Source organism: Bradyrhizobium sp. SSBR45G (genome assembly GCF_030159255.1).
Classification (GTDB): Bacteria; Pseudomonadota; Alphaproteobacteria; order Rhizobiales; family Xanthobacteraceae; genus Bradyrhizobium.
This window is the reverse complement of record NZ_BSCT01000011.1, coordinates 157,858-176,101: the sequence shown is the minus strand read 5'-3', so window position 1 is coordinate 176,101 and position 18,244 is coordinate 157,858. Positions and strand designations below refer to the sequence as shown.

Here is an 18,244-nt window from a genome sequence, read left to right as displayed (position 1 = left end):
TGATTCTTCGCCGCAAGTCTATTTTAGCGCCTATGGGCGAACGCCGGGACCCATAACCACAGGGAGAAGTCATTGGGCGCGAACGTCCGACCAGTGTTTTCTCACCACACCCGCCGCGGAGTATGGATCCCGGCGTTCGCCGGGATGACGGCGGTGGGCGTGGGGCGCTTGCGTTAAAAGCACCCTGTAGCCTGGATGAGCGGAGCGATATCCGGGTTCTCACTAACTGTACGCTTGAACCCGGATGTCGCTGCGCTCATTCGGGCTACGGAATCCTCACCCCGCCTTGCGCTGTCGCGCCGCAGACCGATGCGCCTTCTTCGCCGGACGCCGATGCGACGCCGGGGACCGTGACGGTGCGCGTGACGACTTTTTCTGGCCTTTGCCCAGGCTCTGCTTCAGCGCATCCATCAGGCTCACGACGTTGCCGGACTTCTCCTCCGGCTCTGGCAGCTTGATCGGCTTGCCCGACGCCTTGCGCTTGACCAGCGCCTTGAGCGCCGTCTCGTACTGGTCCTTGAACTCCGACGGCTTGAAGTGCGCCGCCTTGGTCTGCAGGATGTGCCCGGCCAGCTCGACCATGTCCTTGGTGATCTTGGGTGCCTTGATGTCGTCGAAGAACTCGCTCTCGTCGCGCAGCTCATAGGGAAAGCGCAGAGTAGTGCCGAGCATGCCCTTGCCCATCGGCTCGATGGCGATGATGTGCTCGCGGTTGGTCAGCACGATCCGCGCGAGCGCAACGCGGCCCTGATCCTTCATCGCGTCGCGGATGACGGCGAAGGCATCGACCGCGGCCTTGCCGTCGGGCGCGATGTAATAGGGGTGGTTGAGATAGCGCTGGTCGATCTCGTCGCGCGGCACGAAGCTGTCGATGTCGATGGTGTGGTTGCTCTCGATCTGGACCGCTTCCAGCTCCTCGGGCTCGATCTCGACATACTGGCCCTTGGCCAACTCGTAGCCGCGGCCCTTCTGCTCGCCCTCGACGATGTCGCCGGTCTCGGCATCGACCATCTGCTGCTTCAGCCGGTTGCCGGTCTCGCGGTTGATCATGTGGAAGCGCGTCTTCTCTACGGAGGTCGATGCCGGATAGAGCACGACGGGGCAGCTGACGAGCGAGAGTTTGAGCGAGCCTTTCCAGTAGGCGCGGGGGGCCATCGTGGTCTCCTTGAAAGCGATACCCAGCCCAACCGAATGGTCCTTCTTGGGTTCCGCGGCGATCGATCCACAACCCGCGGCACGCTGGCAGCGTGCCAAACCGATCAACGATACCGCATCGATTTCGTCAGCTGCCACCATTGAGGTGGCGTACTCAAGCGGTCGAGTTCATGGCCGTTGACAGGGGTGATGGTCCGCAAGTCGCTGTACAGGTCTGCTTGTACGACCCACCGATGAGGATAACCTGCGACGGTAGCTGCGGTGTCTGTCGGAACGTTGAACAGGTAGTCGACGCCCCAGGAGCCGGATCGGCTGGACTGCTGCCTTGCCACGGCTTCGTCGCGCAAGGAGGAAAACTCCGCGGGCAGCGCTCCCGTGGCCTCAAGATGGTCGCCGCCATCGTGCCGTATCTCCCATACGATTTCGCCGCCGCGCCAAAATCCGGCGTAGGACACCATCGCATGTTCGAGAACGACGCACGCAATACATCGCGACTGCGCGGGCAGCCGTGCCAGACGTGGCGGCGTTGCGCTCAGCAGCGCGTCCATGACAAGGGCGTATTTCGCGAAAATCGCGCACCATCCAGGTTTGAGCATGGCGCCTGCCAAAGGAACATGGCTCGTTCCGAGATCCGTGTAATCGGGCGTTTGATCACTGGGCTCCAGATCGAGGACTTCGTAGAGCTCTTGCAGGCTGACACCGTCCACGAAGGCCCAAGACATGTTCGTACCCATGATCAATCCTGTCATGTACCAAGGTTCAGAAAGCCAATATCCAATTCATGGACCAGGTTGGCAACATGCCATGCCCTTGGCGGCAGGAAACGGCCGGTCCATTTTCGTGCCACCAAGCCTGAAAAATTCGGAAAAAGAAAAACAGCTTGACAAATTCGTAAAATCAGCATTATGGTCCCGCCTGTTCCGTTGCGTCGGAGGGGACGTATCGCGGTCGTCACGGACGTCGGCAGCGGAATGCGATGGGCGTGTCGGGTTGCAGCGTGATTGTTGCGCCGACGAACGGTTCGGCACGCACGGTCAAGTCGCGCGGTCCTGATACCCCGAAGCTGGTATCACGCTGGCGTGGACGCGAAATGCGTCGCGCGGGCAACGGTGGCCAGAAAGCCGGCGCACCGGGGAGAACGCGAAGCAGCCGTCAAACCGTCGCGCAGGGAGGGCCGGGATATCTCGGCTGCACCTGTGGTACCTGCCGCCTGCATTTTTTTCGCAGGCGGGCCATGGGGGCGGCGAGCTCCCGGCCTTCCCTGCGCCCTCTCGATTGGCAGAGGGCGAACGGCAGCACCACCCGGGCTCGTCGAGCCGCGGGAACGCGGAACTTTGCCCGGTGTTATCGTTCTGGTCTGGTCGGCGCCAGCCTTAGGTGGGTGTCCGCTCCGGTTCCAGGATGCGTTCCGCTTTGCTACGCTACCGCTCAACGTGAGGGATCACCGTGGCGCTCAGGAAGCTTTCCACCTATCGCAAGAAGCGCGATTTCGGCAAGACGGCAGAGCCGTCGGGCGAAGCCAAGGTCGCGCGCGCGGCGCGGCCGCGCTTCGTGATCCAGAAGCACGATGCGACGCGGCTGCACTACGATCTGCGGCTCGAATTCGACGGCGTGTTCAAGTCGTGGGCGGTCACCAAGGGCCCGTCGCTTGACCCGCACGACAAGCGGCTCGCGGTCGAGGTCGAGGACCACCCGCTCGACTACGGCGATTTCGAAGGGACGATTCCGGAAGGCGAGTATGGCGGCGGCACGGTCATGCTGTGGGACCGCGGCTATTGGGAGAGCGAGGATCCGGAGCGCGGCTTCGCGAAGGGAGACCTGAAATTCACGCTCGACGGCGACAAGCTGCACGGCAGCTGGGTCCTGGTGCGGATGCGCAACGATCGCACCGGCGGTAAGCGCACCAACTGGCTGCTGATCAAGCACCGCGACGAGTTCGCCCGTGAAGGCGCCGCGAACGACATCTTGGACGCCGACAATTCGGTCGCCTCGGGACGTACGATGGAGCAGATCGCGGCTGGCAAGGGCAAGGCGCCCAAGCCGTTCATGCTGGGCAAGGCGCAGCGCATGAATGCCGATGCGGTCTGGCATTCGAACCGGAGCGACAGCGAGCCGTCATCGACACATGCTTCAGCGAACAAGCCCAAGGCAAACAAACCCAAGGCAAGCAAGTCCAAGGCAAGCAATTCCAAGGCGGCCAAGGCCGGCGCGGAGCAGAAGGCGGCCGCGCCGCGCACGGTGTCATCGCTGCCGGACTTCGTTCCGCCCGAGCTCTGCACCTCCGTCGCAAAGCCGCCGAGCGGCGAGGGCTGGGCGCATGAAATCAAGTTCGACGGCTATCGCGTGCAGATCAGGGTCGAGAACGGCAAGGCGACCTTGAAGACCCGCAAGGGCCTCGACTGGACCGCGAAGTTCGGCGCGATCGCCGAGGAGGCCGCCAAGCTGCCGGATGCGATCATCGATGGCGAGATCGTCGCGCTGGACAAGGACGGCAATCCGAACTTCTCGGCGCTGCAGGCGGCGATCTCGGCCGGTCAGACCGACGAGCTGATCTTCTTTGCCTTCGACCTGATGTTCGCTGAAGAGTTCGACCTGCGCCGCCAGCCGCTGCGCGAGCGCAAGGCGCGGCTGGCTAGGCTGCTGAAGGCGACCATCAAGGGCAGGGCGCCTGTGATCCGCTACGTCGAGCATTTCGAGAGCGACGGCGAGGCCGTGCTGGAATCGGCGCGCAAGCTGTCGCTCGAAGGCATCGTCTCGAAGAAGCTGGACTCGGCGTATCATTCGGGCCGCACCGATAGCTGGACCAAGGCCAAGACCCGGCCGGGCCACGAGGTCGTCATCGGCGGCTGGAAGACGACCAACGGCAAATTCCGCTCGCTGATGGTCGGCGTCAACAAGGACGATCACCTCGCTTATGTCGGCATCGTCGGCACCGGCTTCGGCCAGGACACGGTCAAGGAGATCATGCCGGCGCTGAAGGCGGCGGCGGCCGGCACGAGTCCATTCAGCGGCAAGAACGCGCCGCGCAAGACCCGCGACGTGCATTGGCTGAAACCGGAGCTGGTGGCCGAGATCGAGTTCGCAGGCTGGACCGATGACGGCAATGTCAGGCAGGCCTCGTTCAAGGGCCTGCGTGAGGACAAGCCGGCGGGCGAGGTGGTCGCCGAGGAGCCGGTCGTGACGACGAGCGTTGCGAAGCCGATGGCGCGGGCGGCGGCGACGGCTGCGACCGGCGGCACCATCGTGCACAAGACGCCGTCGCGGACGAAGAGCTCGGCCATGGTGATGGGCGTTGCGATCTCCAAGCCCGACAAGGCGCTGTGGCCGGATGCCGGCGACGGCGAGCCGGTCACCAAGCTCGACCTTGCGACCTATCTGGAAGCTGTCGGCGACTGGATGATCGCGCATCTGAAGGGACGGCCGTGCTCGATCGTGCGCGCCCCCGACGGCATCGGTGGCGAGACGTTCTTTCAGCGGCACGGCATGCAGGGCATGTCCGATCGGCTCGAACTGGTCAAAGTCTCAGGCGATCGCAAGCCCTATCTGCAGATCGATCGCGTCGAGGGATTGATCGCCGTGGCGCAGGTCGCGGCGGTCGAGCTGCATCCGTGGAACTGCGCGCCTGACGCCTATGACGTGCCGGGGCGACTGGTGTTTGACCTCGATCCGGCGCCGAACGTCGCCTTCGAGGAGGTGATCGTCGCGGCCAAGGAGATGCGGGAGAGATTGAAGAGCCTTGGCCTGGAGAGCTTCTGCAAGACGACCGGCGGCAAGGGCCTGCACGTCGTCGCACCGCTGCGGCACGGCTCGCGCGACGCGGTCGCGTGGCCGGAGGCGAAGGCGTTTGCGCAGGGCGTCTGCCAGTGGATGGCCAATGACAGTCCCGAGCAGTATCTCCTGAACATGTCGAAGAAGCTGCGCAAGGGAAAGATCTTCCTCGACTATCTGCGCAACGATCGGATGGCCACGGCGGTCGCGGTGCTGTCGCCGCGGGCGCGCGAAGGTGCGACCGTCTCGATGCCGCTGACCTGGGCCCAGGTGAAGAATGGCCTCGATCCGAAGCGCCATACCATCCGCACCGTGCCGGCCCTGCTGGCCAAGACCAAGGCGTGGGATGGCTATGAGGACGCGGCCGGGTCGATCAAGGCTGCGATCAGGATGCTCGCGAGCAAGGTCTGAGAAGGAGGCATGTAGTTGGTCATGGGCTCGGGCAGACATGGCCATGCACCACATCTGTCCGAGCCGGCGCGTTATCACAGGTGAATCAGATCCGTCCGAGCAGAACGAGGATCAGCACGATGACGATGATGAGACCAAGGCCGCCGCCGCCATAGTAGCCAGTGCCGTAGAACGGACCACCGCCGATGCCGGAGAAGCCCCCGAGCAGCGCGATGATGAGAATGATGAGGATGATCGTTCCGATGGACATGTAGTTCCCTCCAGTGCCCGGCAGCGGGGCGGTGCGTCACTCTGCCTTCGACGAGGAAACTGGTCGGAACTTCGAAAGTTCCGGTTGGGGTCCAGGTAAAATGGAGCATGTGTCTTTGCGGTCCCTTCGCTGATGACTACATGAGATGCGTTGTTAGTCAGGAGATCGCGATGTCAAGACCGCTTGTCGTTTCCATTCCGCATCGCCTCGGCAAGGACGAGGCCGTGCGGCGGCTCCAGGCCGGCCTTGGCCGCGCGGCGCGCAGCCTTCCCGTCCTCAGCGTCGACGAGGAACGCTGGGACGGCGACAAGATGATCTTTCGCGTCCGCGCGCTCGGGCAGGCGGCATCCGGCCATGTCGACGTCGCCGAGGATCATGTGCGGGTGGAGGTCACGCTGCCCTGGCTTTTGCAGCGCTTTGCCGAGGCGGCACAGTCGGCCATTCGCAGCCGCGGCCAGCTGCTGCTGACGAAGAAGAGCTGATCAGGCCGGCGGTGCCGATGTGGACGAGCGCCTGATCCGGTGATCGAAGGTCGCGTCGAGACGGGCGGGGATCACAGCGGTCGGCAGATGCGTGAAGATGGAGGAAACAGGGAGCGTGCCGTCCTGAATGTGAGAGGCCGCATAGCCGGGAACATGCACGATCGCCTCGAATGCATCCGCTCGCGGCCAGACCCGACCGCCGTCCGTCAACGACGAAAAGTGGCGGGCGACGACCACGATCACCGCGTCCCGTCGATCGCGCCGTGCGAAGGCAATGATGTGCCCGGCATCACGCCCGGTGACGTCGAGCGGCTCGTAGGACCCGTCGGTGAACACGGACGGCCGTTCATTGCGGAGCTTGAGCAGGTGCCGCGTCCAGGCGAGCTTGATGCGCCCGTCGGGCCAATGCCCTGCCAACTGCTCCCAGTCCGGGCTCTCGCAGTCCTGCAGCGCATGTTCGCGCGCGGCAAAGTCGACCGGGCGGCGATTGTCGGGATCGACCATCGACAGATCCCAGAACTCGGTGCCCTGATAGAAATCCGGCACGCCGGGCATTGTGGCCTTCAGCGTGAGCTGCGTGAGCGAGTTCAGCGCGCCGAGCAGGGCAAAGCGCTTGGCCAAAGTCTCCAGCGACTGCAGGAACTCCGCCGAGTGTTCACGGTCCAGAATACGCGTGATGAAGGTGCGCAGGCCGTTCTCATAGGCCTCGTTCGGATTGAGCCAGCTGGTCTCCTCCTTGCCCTCCCGCGCGGCCTTCATCGCATAGGCCTGCAGGCGCTCGATCAGGCTGTCGTCATCACCGGCCGCCGACCAGATGCCGACGAGGGTCTGGTACAGCATGTACTCGAAGGCCGCGGACGGCGCCCGCATGTGGCCTTCGGTCACGACGTTCGGGGCGTTCAAGGTCTTCCAGCGCGCGACCGCAGACGTCCAGTCGTTGGGCAACTCGGTGATGGCGGCGAGGCGGGTCCGGGCATCCTCGCCGCGCTTGGTGTCATGGGTCGCCGTCGCCGTCATGCCGTGCGGCCAGTGCCTGGCGCGCTGCCGCATGAGGTCATGAAAATCCGCAATGGCCAGACCCTGCGCCGCCGGATCACCGCCGACCTCGTTCAGCGCGAGCAGCCGGTGGAAACGATAGAAGGCAGTATCCTCCAGCGACTTTGCCATCATCGGCCCGGTGAGCTGCTGGACCTTGAGCGCGAAGCGGCGGACGCGTGGAACGCTGTGGTTGGTTTTGCGGTCGCGCTTGATCAGGTCCATGGTCAGCGCATCGCGCAGGAAGTCGAAGATGGAGCCGTCCGAGGCGAACCATTCGGCGCGCGCCCGGGCGCTCGCATGATCGATCAGCTCGCGATCGGCGTCGGTCGGCCCACTTGTCGTGAGATAGGTGCGGTAGACCGGGAAGTGCACCACATAGAGCTCGAGCGCCCGGCGCAGGCTGTCTTCCGAATAGTCGCGGGTGGAGTAGTGGCCGTTGGCGATGCGCGCCAGCAGCCGCGTCAGCACGGTGAACTCGCTGGTCAGCAGCGTCTCCAGCACGCGCCGCTTCGCCGCCTTGATGACCGGCGCCAGCTTCGGCGGGGTGTTGCTGATCTGGCGCCAGATCTCGTCGAGCGGCTCCAGGCCCCGGCCGTCGATCAGGAGCTGGGTGATGACGTTCATCCACTCATAGCCGGTGGTGCCGTGCACGCCGGCGAAGCTCGGCAGCTTCTCGTGCTCGCACAGGATCTTTTCGATCACGACATAGAACGGCCCCGCAGCAGCACCGCGGGCATCGCGGACCAGGCGGCGCAGGCGCTGGAAATATTGCGCGGGGTCGCGCAGGCCGTCGATGTGGTCGAGCCGCAATCCCTGCAACTGGCCGTCGGCGATCAGCTTCTTCACCAGGCGGTGGATGGCCTCGAAGGTGCCGGCATCTTCGATCCGCAGGCCCGCCAGCGTATTGACGTCGAAGAAGCGGCGATAGTTGATGTCGCTCGACGCCAACCGCCAGTGGCCGAGCTTGTAGTGCTGCCGGTCCAGCAGGTGATGCAGGGCCAGCGTCTGCGCGGGCCGCTCGGGACCCGCCTGATAGGCCTGAAGTCCGCGGGCGATGATCTCAGCAGCGCCCGGAATGGCCTTGAGCGCGGCCTTGAAGGCCGGCGCTTCCTTGCGATTGGGTTGGCGCAGGCCGCGATGGTGCGAGGCCAGGTCGAGAATCTGCCGGCCACCCTCGCTGTGCTCCGCGCCGGCTTCCTTGACGATGATGCGCAGCATCTCGCCGTAGCGCTCGGGCGCGATCGGCAGGCGGTGTTCGAAGTACCAGCAGGAAAAGCTACCCTCGTCCGGGTCGTAGCGCAGCACGATGTCGCCGTGCTCCAGCGCTTCGCCGTAGGAGGTGCCGATGATGGGCAGCAGGACGCCGCCGCGCGCGCGGTAGGGCAGCTGGTCCCAGTCGATGTCGAAGGAAGCCGCGTGCGGCGAGGCCGGACCCCATTCGAGCACGTCGAGCCACCACGGGTTATCATCGAAATGCACGCCGACATGGTTCGGCACGAAGTCGAGGATGAGGCCGAGATCGTGCGCCTTCAGCGCCGCGCTGAGTGTCGCAAAACCGTCCTCGCCGCCGAGCTCGGGATTGAGCTTGGAATGATCGGTGATGTCATAGCCATGCGTCGAGCCCTTCCGCGCCTTCATGAACGGCGAGGCGTAGACATGGCTGATGCCGAGCGCCTTCAGATACGGCGCGACGCGCGCTGCGGCTTCGAAGTTGAAGTCGGCAGTAAGCTGCAGGCGATAGGTCGCGAGCGGAATGGCCGGAGGCATGCTTATCCTCCGATGCTCCAGAACACGGACCAGGGCGGCAGACGGTCGGCCGGTGCACCGCCCCAGATCGAGGTGCCCCGGAATTCAGTTGATGGGCTTGCGATCGCCTTGTCCGACACATTAGCGAGCAGCCGCAGCCTGCTGCCGTCGCCCATCACCCAATGGGCGCTCAGGCATCTCTCATCGGTCACATCGGCTTCACCGAATGTCGCGCCCGGCAGCAGCGGGGCCACCACCTTGTGCCGCACGGCAAGCAGCCTGCGCACCAACGCCAGCCGTTCGCGGCCCGGCTGCTCATTGCGGGCGTCCCAGTCGATGATCGCTGACTTGAACGTTTCGACATCGAGCGGATCCGGCACCTCGTCGCCATATCTGGCGTATGCCCATTCGTACTCCCGGCGCCGTCCCTTGCGCACGGCATCGGCGAGATCGCCCTGGAAGTCGCAGAAGAACGGGAACGGCTGCTTCGAGCCCCATTCCTCGCCCATGTACAGCATCGGGACGGTCGGCGCGAGCAAGGTGACCGCGAGCGCGGCGGCGATGCCGTCGGGCGGCGCGAGGGCTTCCAGCCGGTCGCCGAACACGCGGTTGCCGATCTGGTCGTGGTTCTGCAGAAAATTGACGAACGCGCCGGGGGACAGATGACCGCTCGGCTCACCCCGCGGGATGCCGCCCCAGAACGCCGCCTGTTCGCCCTGGTAGATGAAGCCGGACGCCAGCGCACGGGCGAGGTCGCGGCGCGGCGATTGCTGATAGTCGCCATAGTAGCCGCCGCTTTCGCCGGTCAGCAGCACATGCCAGGCGTGATGATAGTCGTCGTTCCATTGCGCGCGGAATTTGCCGCGCGGCGGCTCCTCCGCGGCGTCCAGCATGCTGGCGCGGTTGTCGCCGTTCTCGAGCACGAGATGGATGTGGCGTCCGCTGGCCTCGACGAGCTTCCCGACCGCCGCACTCAGCTCGTGCAGCATCGGGATCTCGCCCTCGTTGGCGATGATGTGGTTGACGGCGTCGAAGCGCAGCCCGTCGAAGCGGTAGTCGGTCAGCCAGTGCAGCGCGTTCTCGATGGCGAAATTCCGCACCTCTGGGCGCCGGTAGTCGATCGCGCTGCCCCAGGGCGTGTGCGCGTCGGTGAAGAAGGTCGGTGCATACAGCCCGATGTAGTTCCCTTCCGGGCCGAAATGATTATAGACGACGTCGAGGAACACCATCAGGCCACGCAGATGCGCTTCGTCGATCAGCGCGCGCAGGTCGTCGGGCCTGCCATAGACGCTGTCCGGCGCATAGAGCAGCACGCCGTCATAGCCCCAGTTGCGCCGGCCGGCAAAGTCCGCCAGCGGCATCAGTTCGAGCGCGGTGATGCCGGTCTCGACGAGATGATCGAGCTTGTCGATCATCGCGCGATAGGTGCCTTCGGGCGTGAAGGTGCCGACATGGCTCTCGAGGAACACCGCGTCCTGCCAGGGGCGCCCGCGCCAATTCTCGGAACGCCAGGCGTAAGCGCGGTGGTCGATCACTTCGCTGGGGCCGAACACGTCCTCTGGCTGGAAGTCCGAACCGGGATCGGGCACGTCGAGCTCGTCGTCGATGCGGAATTTGTAGCGCGTGCCGGCGCCCGCTCCCGCGACGTCGAGCGTGTACCACCCGCCATCGCGGCGCTGCATTTCGTGCCTGCCGTCGAGCACCAGATCGACGCGCTTGGCGGCAGGCGCCCACAGCCGGAATGTGACGCCATCCCTGGTGATCTCAGGCCCGAACTGGCGCCCGCTCATGACAGGCCCGCATATGCCAGCACGGAGCGGGGCGGGGCCTTGAGCTCCGCGCCGGACGCGAAGTCGATCGGCTTCTGCTGGGCTTGGGTGGTGTCGAGAACCTGTTGCCAATTCTTGTATTCGTCGAGCCTGGGCAATTTGAATCCGATGTCTTCAGGGGCCGCATTCAGGACAATAAAGATCGGAGCCTGCTCAGGTTCCACCGGTGCGAGCACATAGGCGAGAAATCGACCGTCGGGAAAGGTCCAGTCCGTTTGCGTCATTTCCTCCGCCGAGGGCGTCAGCCACAGCACGCCGAAACTGCCGTCGGGACGGCGGCCGTCGAGCCAGCGGCGGGCGCGGATCTGGCCGAAGCGGCGGCGCAGATCGGTCATGTGCGCGATGAAGTCGATCAGGTCGCAGCCCTCGCGGCCCATGCCGCTCCAGTCGACCCAGCCGACCTCGTTGTCCTGGCAATAGGCGTTGTTGTTGCCGGCTTGCGAGTTGCCGACCTCGTCGCCGGCCAGCAGCAGCGGCAGGCCCTGCGCGAGGAACAGGCAGGCGAGCTGGTTCTTGCGCGACTGCCGGCGCAGCGCGTTGATCATGACGTCGTCGGTCGGGCCCTCGTGCCCGAAATTGTTGCTGTGGTTGTCGTTGGAGCCGTCGCGATTGTCCTCGCCGTTGGCCTCGTTGTGCTTGCTGTTGTAGCTGAACAGATCGGCCAGCGTGAAACCGTCATGCACGGTGACATGGTTGACGCTGGCGCGCTGGGTGCGGCCGTCGTGGTTGAAGATGTCGGACGAGCCGGTCATGCGGCTCGAGACCTCGCCGATCAGGCTGCCTTCGCCGCTCCAATAGCGGCGCATGGCGCTGCGATAGCGATCGTTCCATTCCGACCATTGCGACGGGAACGCGCCGACCTGGTAGCCGCCGAGACCGACGTCCCAGGGCTCGGCAACCAGCTTGACGCTCGCCAGCACCGGGTCCTGGCGGATCGCGGTGAGGAAGCCGGTGCGCCGGTCGAAGCCGTGCTTCTCGCGGGCCAGCGTGGTGGCGAGATCGAAGCGGAAGCCGTCGACATGGCAGACCTCGACCCAGTAGCGCAGCGAATCCATCACCATCTGCAGCACGCGCGGATGGGTGAGGTTCACCGACGAGCCGCAGCCGGTGAAGTCGTCATAGAATCGCGGATTGTCCGGTTGCAGCCAGTAGTAGGAGGCGTTGTCGATGCCGCGATAACACAGCGTCGGCCCGAGGTGGTTGCCCTCGGCGGTGTGGTTGTAGACGACGTCGAGCATCACCTCGATGCCGGCATCGTGCAGCCGTGCCACCGTCGTCCTGAACGCATCGAGCGGATTGTCCTGCGCATAGCGCTGCTCCGGCGCGAAGAACGAGATCGTGTTGTAGCCCCAGTAGTTGACCAGCTTCTTCTCGACCAGCATGCGGTCGTCGATGAAGGCGTGGATCGGAAGCAGCTCGACAGTGGTGACGCCGAGCCGCTTGAGGTGCTTGATCATCGCCGGCGACGACAGGCCGCCATAGGTGCCGCGCAGATTGGGCGGGACGTCATCGCGCCGGTTGGTCAGGCCCTTGACGTGGGCCTCGTAGATGATCGTGTCCTCCCAGGGGATCTGCGGGCGCATCTCGCGCCGGCCCCAGTTGAAGGTCTCGTCGATGACCACGCCTTTCGGCATGCCGCGGGCGTTGTCGCGCCGGTCGAACGAGAGATCCTCGCGCGGCGAGCCGGCGCGGTAGGCGAAATGGGCGTCGCTCCAGACCAGCCGCCCGGCCAGCCGCTTGGCGTAGGGGTCGAGCACCAGCTTGTTGGCGTTGAAGCGATGGCCACGCTCCGGCTCGTACGGTCCGTAGACGCGGTAGCCATAGAGCTGTCCGGGCGAGACGTCGTTGAGGTAGACGTGCCAGACGTCCTCCGTCCGCTCCGGCAGCTCGATCCGTTCGATCTCGCGGCGGCCCTGGCTGTCGAACAGGCAGAGCTCGACCTTTTCGGCATTGGCGGAAAACAGCGCAAAATTGGTCCCTCGTCCGTCCCAGGTTGCTCCGAGACGTGCGGGACTTCCAGCAGCCAGACGCATCGCGTCAGGCTTCCGGGACGAGAAATACCGCTGCCATGGGCGGGAGGATGAGGTCGAGTTGGTGATCTTCAGAGGCATGGACCTGGCCGACATTGCCGACATTGCTGCCGCCATAATGCAGGGAGTCGGAATTGAAAGCTTCCCTCCATATGCCGCCGAACGGCACGCGGACCCGGTAATTGTAATACACGTTGGGCGAAAAGTTCACGACCACGACGCAGCGGGCGCGGTCGTCGAAGCCTTTTCGGACCCAGGCAAAGACGTTGCGGTCGGCATCGTCGGTGATCAGCCATTCGAAGCCGTCCGGCTCGCAGTCCCGCTCGTGCAGCGCCGGCACGTTGCGGTAGAGATGGTTGAGGTCGCGGATCAGGGCCTGGATGCCGGCATGTTTGGCATCGCCGAGCAGGTGCCAGTCGAGCGCAATGTCGTGATTCCATTCCCGCTCCTGGGCGATCTCGCAGCCCATGAACAGCAGCTTCTTGCCAGGATGCCCGTACATGAAGCTGTAATAGGCGCGCAGATTCGCAAAGCGCTGCCAGTCGTCGCCCGGCATCCGGCCCAGGATCGAGCGTTTGCCGTGCACGACCTCGTCATGGGACAGCGGCAGGATGAAGTTCTCAGAAAAGGCGTAGTGCAGCCCGAACAGGATATCGCCGTGGTGATATTTGCGGTGGATCGGGTCCTTGCCGATGTAGCGCAAGGTGTCGTGCATCCAGCCCATATTCCACTTGTAGCCGAAGCCGAGCCCGCCCATGTCGACCGGGCGCGAGACCTGCGGCCAAGCGGTGGATTCCTCGGCGGCCGTGGTCGCCTGGGGAAAATGTCCGAACAGCTCGATATTGACCCGGCGCAGGAATTCGATGGCTTCGAGGTTCTCCCGGCCGCCATATTTGTTCGGAATCCACCCTCCCGAGGGGCGGCTGTAGTCGAGATAGAGCATCGAGGCGACGGCATCGACGCGCAGGCCGTCGATGCCGTAGCGCTCCAGCCAGAACAGCGCATTGGCGCGCAGGAAATTGGCGACTTCGGTGCGGCCGAAATTGTAGATCAGGGTGCCCCAGTCGAGATGCCGGCCCTGCATCGGATTGGCATGCTCATACAGCGCGGTGCCGTCGAAACGGCCGAGCCCGTGGGGATCGTCGGGGAAATGCCCCGGCACCCAGTCGAGCCAGACCGCGAGGCCCTCGCGATGGCAGGCATCGACCAGCGCGCAGAAATCCTCCGGGCTGCCGAACCGGCTGGTCGGCGCGAACAGGCCGGTCGGCTGGTAGCCCCAGGAGCCGTCGAACGGGTGTTCGCTGACCGGGAGGAATTCGACATGGGTGAAGCCGAGGTCGCGGACATAGGCCGGCAGCTGCTCAGCCAGCTCGCGATAGGTCAGCCACTGGTTGTTATCCTTGCGCCGCCAGGATCCGAGATGCACCTCGTAGATCGACACCGGCCGATTCAGCCTGTTGACGTCATGCGGCGCCGGCCGCGGGCGCGGCAGATGCGTTTCGTCGACCACGATCGACGCGGTCTTGGGACGCATCTCGGCTGCGAAGGCCATCGGGTCCGATTTCAGCGGCAGGTGCTCGCCCTGCGGGCCGATGATGTCGAACTTGTAGTGGTCGCCGGCCCGGGCGCGCGGAATGAACAGCTCCCAATAGCCGTTGCCGCGCACCCGCATCGGGTGGCGCCGCGCGTTCCAGAAGTTGAAGTCGCCGACCACGCTGACGCGCCGTGCATTGGGCGCGAGCACGACGAAGCCGACGCCGTCGACACCGTCGAGCGCCATCGGATGGGCGCCGAGCTTGTCGTACAGCCGCTCGTGGTTGCCCTCGCCGAGCAGATGCAGATCGAATTCGCTCAGGATCGGCAAGAAGCGGTAGGGGTCCTCGAGGTCGGTGACGGCATCGCCGAATGTCGCCCGCAGGCGATAGCGCTGCGGCGACGACATCGTCCCGGTGAACAGGCCGGCATCATGGATGCGCGCCAGCGGCGCGACTTCGCCATGCTCGCCGACGGCCTCGACCCGGGAGGCCTCGGGCAGGAAGGCGCGCACGACGGTCCTGCCGTCGGCATTGTGCTGACCGAGATAGCGAAACGGGTCGGCATGCCGACCTTCGATGATCGCAAACGCCTCGGGAGAAAGATGGGTCATGAGGACTCGCTGGCAGGTGCTGGCACGGACAGAACGCGAAGCAGGTGGCCCAGCGCGACGCGTAGCCAGTCCGGCCGGTGAGCGAGGTCATATTCGAGCGCCCCGAGTGCTTTTTCCAGCATGAAAAAGTTAAGGAGCGCCTCCGCGCTGCGCGGATCGTCCGGCCAGAGGTGCTGATGGGCCTTGATCTCGCGATAGCCGGCCAAAAAAGCCGCCGTGGTGCGGTCGCGCCAGTCCGACAGGGCGGCGGCAATCCGGCCGTGATCGTCGGGACCGGCGCGCAAAGCGCGCTCATGCGCGATGCGGACCGAGCAGTCGATCGAGCGCAGGAAGCCGGCGATGTCGCGGGCGGGCGGCGCCTTGCGCCGGCGCTCGGCGAGCGGCTGCTCCTCGTCACCGTCGAAGTCGATGATGAAGATGTCGTCCTTGACGATCAGGATCTGGCCAAGATGGAAGTCGCCATGGGCGCGGATGTCATAGCCGCCGAGATGCTGCGGGATCAGCGCGCCGAGACGCTCCGACAGTTCGCCGCGCTGGGCGAGCACCTGATCGACCAGCCCGCGGTCCGGATCCTTGAGGTGGTCGCGGCGCTCGCTCAGACTGGCGAAAATTCGGCCGGCCTGGGCGCGAAGCCGGTCGATCCAATGATCGAGACTGTCGGCGGAGGTCGGCTCCGGCGCGAAATCGGGGAGATCGCTGCGCGAGGCCAGCGCGGCATGCAGTTCGCCACAGCGCCGGCCGGCCTGCGTCACGTAGCGCAGATAGGGTGACAGCTCGTCGCTCTGGCGCTCGTCACCGTTGGCGGTGAAGACGCGCTGATCATCGATGTAGCGGTCGAGATAGGCGGCCGTGACGGTCCAGCCGTCGCCCTGGTTCTCGACGAAGCCATGGACGCAGCCGACGGTCTGCCGCTCGCCCTCCTGGATCACCTCGACGCTGCCAAGCAGCGGCGGGACGTTGGCGAAGCCGACCGTCTCCGTCAGGAAGCGGCCGATGTCGATCTCCGGATGCGGTCCGGCCTCGAGCTCGCGGCGAATCTTGATGAAGAACTCGTTGTTGACCACGGCCTTGCTGCTGCAGCGGTCGGTTTCGATGATGCGCACGTGCTCGGACTCGCGCACCGGCTTGTCGGGAAACCGGGATGTCGGCCGGAATTCGAGCCTGATGCCGTTCTCCTCCACGGTCAGCGATTGCTGCAGGTTATGCAGCAGCAACGCGAGGAAGATGGGGCTGGTGGCGGCGTCGAGCAATGTGCCCTCGCGCGCGCCCTGGCGGACCGCGGCAAAGGCCTGGGGATTGTAGCGGTCGCGATCGAAGCGCACCCATTCGATCTGCATCGGCAGGAGATAGCGCTGCGTCTCCTTGCGCTCGGCCGCCTTGAAGAAGATCAGCCAGGGGCGGTTGTCGCCGATGTCGCAGAACGGGATCGCGGACGTCAGCGTCGGATGAATCTCCTCCGGATTGCGCTCCGAATACCAGCGCGTGCGGGCGAGATGATCGGGGAGCACGTCGCGCTCGAACACGCCGCGCGTGCGCGCCAGCGTCACCCAGGTCGAGCCGAGCGGCACCACCAGCGTCTCGAATTCCGGCACCGCGCGCTGGATTACCGGCTCCGACTTGTCACGCTCCTTGAGCTGGAACCAGTAGAAGCCGTAGGGCGCGAGCGTGATCATGTAGGGCAGCGCGCCGATCGCGGGAAAGCGCGAGCGCCCCAGCATCTCGACCGGCACGCGGTCCTTGAAGGCGGAAAGGTCGAGCTCGGTCGCCTGCGCCGAGCGCGACAGGTTGGCGACGCAGAGAATGACCTCGTCCTTGTACTGGCGGACATAGGCCAGCACGGAGCGGTTGGCGGGCCGGATGAAGCTCATCGTTCCCCGGCCGAAGGCGAGCGTCGACTTGCGGACCGAGATCAGCTTCTTGGTTGCGTTCAGGAGCGACGACAGGCTGCGCGACTGCGCCTCGACGTTGACGGCCTCGTAGCCATAGACCGGGTCCATGATCATCGGCGCGTACAGCCGCGCCGGGTCGGCGCGCGAGAAGCCGCCATTGCGGTCCGGCGTCCACTGCATCGGTGTGCGCACGCCGTTGCGGTCGCCGAGATAGATGTTGTCGCCCATCCCGATCTCGTCGCCATAATAGATGATCGGCGTGCCCGGGAACGACATCAGAAGCGAGTTCATCAGCTCTATCTTGCGCCGGTCATTGTCCATCAGCGGCGCGAGGCGCCGGCGGATGCCGACATTGATGCGGGCGCGCGGATCGTTGGCATAGGTCGACCACAAATAATCGCGCTCGACGTCGGTCACCATCTCCAGGGTCAGCTCGTCATGGTTGCGCAGGAACAGCGCCCATTGACAGGTCGATGGAATGTCCGGCGTCTGCCGCAGGATGTCGGTGATCGGAAAGCGGTCCTCCTGGGCGATCGCCATGTAGAAGCGCGGCATCAGCGGGAAGTGATAGGCCATATGGCACTCGTCGCCCTGGCCGAAATATTCCTGCACGTCCTCCGGCCATTGATTGGCCTCGGCCAGCAGCAGCTTGTCCTTGGCGTAATTGTCGAGCTCGAGCCGCAGCCGCTTGATGATCGCGTGCGTCTCGGGGAGGTTCTCGTTGTTGGTGCCGTCGCGCTCGCACAGATAGGGGATCGCATCGAGGCGGAAGCCGTCGACGCCGGCGTCGAGCCAGCGCTTCATCACCTGGATGATGGCGTTGACCACCCGCGGATTGTCGAAGTTGAGGTCCGGCTGGTGCGAGAAGAAGCGGTGCCAATAGAACTGGCCGGCCTCGGGATCCCAGGTCCAGTTCGACTTCTCGGTGTCCGTGAAGATGATTCGGGTGCCCTGATATTTCTGGTCGGTGTCGCTCCAGACGTACCAGTCGCGCGCGCTCGATCCGGGCGCGCTGCGCCGGGCACGCTTGAACCAATGGTGCTGGTCGGAGGTGTGGTTGACGACGAGCTCGGTGATGACGCGCAAGCCGCGGCGCTGCGCTTCCTGGATGAAGCGCTTGAACTCCTTCATCGTCCCGAAATCGGGATTGATGCTGCCGTAATCGGCGATGTCGTAGCCGTCGTCGCGCCCGGGGGATGGATAGAACGGCAGCAGCCACAGCGCGGTGACGCCAAGATCCTGCAGATAATCCAGCTTGTCGGTCAGGCCGGCAAAGTCGCCGATGCCGTCATGGTTGCTGTCGGCAAACGCCTTGACGTGCAGCTGGTAGATGATCGCGTCCTTGTACCAGAGACCGTCGCCATCGGCTTCGGTCTGCAGGTTCGGGGAGTCCAGGGATGACATCACGTTCATGAAGCCCTCACACCGGCGAGGAGAAGGAATCGGCTGCGACCGCAGGCGCCTGGACAGGCGTCTCGGACCCGACAGATGCGGCTCTCC

The 18,244-nt window shown here is 64.9% G+C and carries 10 protein-coding genes; 2 read left to right on the top strand and 8 right to left on the bottom strand.

Translation table 11 applies throughout. The annotated features are described in order from the left end of the window. Positions 1-276 precede the first annotated feature (276 nt). Both ku and QQL87_RS16085 read right to left on the bottom strand, forming a co-directional pair. Positions 277-1,155 carry a non-homologous end joining protein Ku gene (gene ku / locus QQL87_RS16090; protein ID WP_284419721.1) on the bottom strand — a complete coding sequence of 293 codons (879 nt, stop codon included), beginning with the start codon at positions 1,153-1,155 and terminating at the stop codon, positions 277-279. Between the two features lie 104 nt (positions 1,156-1,259). Further along, positions 1,260-1,889: a hypothetical protein gene (locus QQL87_RS16085; RefSeq protein WP_284419722.1), complete on the bottom strand. Its 630-nt coding sequence runs from the start codon at positions 1,887-1,889 to the stop codon at positions 1,260-1,262. Positions 1,890-2,601: 712 nt separating this feature from the next. Between QQL87_RS16085 and ligD the strand changes: the two genes are divergently transcribed. Beyond that, positions 2,602-5,334, top strand: coding sequence for a DNA ligase D (gene ligD / locus QQL87_RS16080; RefSeq protein WP_284419723.1), 2,733 nt, complete (start codon positions 2,602-2,604; stop codon positions 5,332-5,334). An 85-nt stretch (positions 5,335-5,419) separates the two neighbouring features. Here the strand turns inward: ligD and QQL87_RS16075 are convergent, their stop codons facing one another. Continuing rightward, entirely contained in the window at positions 5,420-5,584 is a 165-nt protein-coding gene (locus QQL87_RS16075; RefSeq protein WP_006614022.1) for a DUF3309 family protein, read from the bottom strand. Between the two features lie 170 nt (positions 5,585-5,754). Between QQL87_RS16075 and QQL87_RS16070 the strand changes: the two genes are divergently transcribed. Next, positions 5,755-6,066 carry a polyhydroxyalkanoic acid system family protein gene (locus QQL87_RS16070; protein WP_284419724.1) on the top strand — a complete coding sequence of 104 codons (312 nt, stop codon included), beginning with the start codon at positions 5,755-5,757 and terminating at the stop codon, positions 6,064-6,066. On the opposite strand, the gene treY is transcribed toward QQL87_RS16070, so the two are convergent. The 5 genes from treY to treS are packed head-to-tail and all read right to left on the bottom strand — an operon-like array spanning position 6,067 to position 18,157. After that, positions 6,067-8,871 carry a malto-oligosyltrehalose synthase gene (gene treY, locus QQL87_RS16065; RefSeq protein ID WP_284419725.1) on the bottom strand — a complete coding sequence of 935 codons (2,805 nt, stop codon included), beginning with the start codon at positions 8,869-8,871 and terminating at the stop codon, positions 6,067-6,069. It abuts the gene before it with no gap. A gap of 2 nt (positions 8,872-8,873) precedes the next feature. Next, positions 8,874-10,640 (bottom strand): malto-oligosyltrehalose trehalohydrolase, encoded by a 1,767-nt coding sequence (gene treZ, locus QQL87_RS16060; RefSeq protein WP_284419726.1) that lies wholly within the window; start codon positions 10,638-10,640, stop codon positions 8,874-8,876. Then, on the bottom strand, positions 10,637-12,712 hold the full coding sequence (gene glgX / locus QQL87_RS16055) for a glycogen debranching protein GlgX (protein WP_284419727.1): 2,076 nt from the start codon (positions 12,710-12,712) through the stop codon (positions 10,637-10,639). The genes treZ and glgX overlap by 4 nt, the downstream gene beginning before the upstream one ends. Positions 12,713-12,716: 4 nt before the next feature. Next, on the bottom strand, positions 12,717-14,855 hold the full coding sequence (gene glgB / locus QQL87_RS16050) for a 1,4-alpha-glucan branching protein GlgB (protein WP_284419728.1): 2,139 nt from the start codon (positions 14,853-14,855) through the stop codon (positions 12,717-12,719). After that, a complete protein-coding gene (gene treS / locus QQL87_RS16045) occupies positions 14,852-18,157 on the bottom strand; it encodes a maltose alpha-D-glucosyltransferase (RefSeq protein ID WP_284419730.1) in 3,306 nt (1,101 codons plus the stop codon). Before treS ends, glgB begins: the two co-directional genes overlap by 4 nt. Positions 18,158-18,244: the final 87 nt, after the last annotated feature.

Excerpts from the sequence above, each read along its gene's own strand:
- ku (WP_284419721.1), bottom strand. The coding sequence starts at position 1,155 with ATGGCCCCCCGCGCCTACTGGAAAGGCTCGCTCAAACTCTCGCTCGTC.
- QQL87_RS16085 (WP_284419722.1), bottom strand. The coding sequence starts at position 1,889 with ATGGGTACGAACATGTCTTGGGCCTTCGTGGACGGTGTCAGCCTGCAA.
- QQL87_RS16075 (WP_006614022.1), bottom strand. The coding sequence starts at position 5,584 with ATGTCCATCGGAACGATCATCCTCATCATTCTCATCATCGCGCTGCTC.
- QQL87_RS16070 (WP_284419724.1), top strand. The coding sequence starts at position 5,755 with ATGTCAAGACCGCTTGTCGTTTCCATTCCGCATCGCCTCGGCAAGGAC.
- treY (WP_284419725.1), bottom strand. The coding sequence starts at position 8,871 with ATGCCTCCGGCCATTCCGCTCGCGACCTATCGCCTGCAGCTTACTGCC.
- treZ (WP_284419726.1), bottom strand. The coding sequence starts at position 10,640 with ATGAGCGGGCGCCAGTTCGGGCCTGAGATCACCAGGGATGGCGTCACA.
- glgX (WP_284419727.1), bottom strand. The coding sequence starts at position 12,712 with ATGCGTCTGGCTGCTGGAAGTCCCGCACGTCTCGGAGCAACCTGGGAC.
- glgB (WP_284419728.1), bottom strand. The coding sequence starts at position 14,855 with ATGACCCATCTTTCTCCCGAGGCGTTTGCGATCATCGAAGGTCGGCAT.
- treS (WP_284419730.1), bottom strand. The coding sequence starts at position 18,157 with ATGAACGTGATGTCATCCCTGGACTCCCCGAACCTGCAGACCGAAGCC.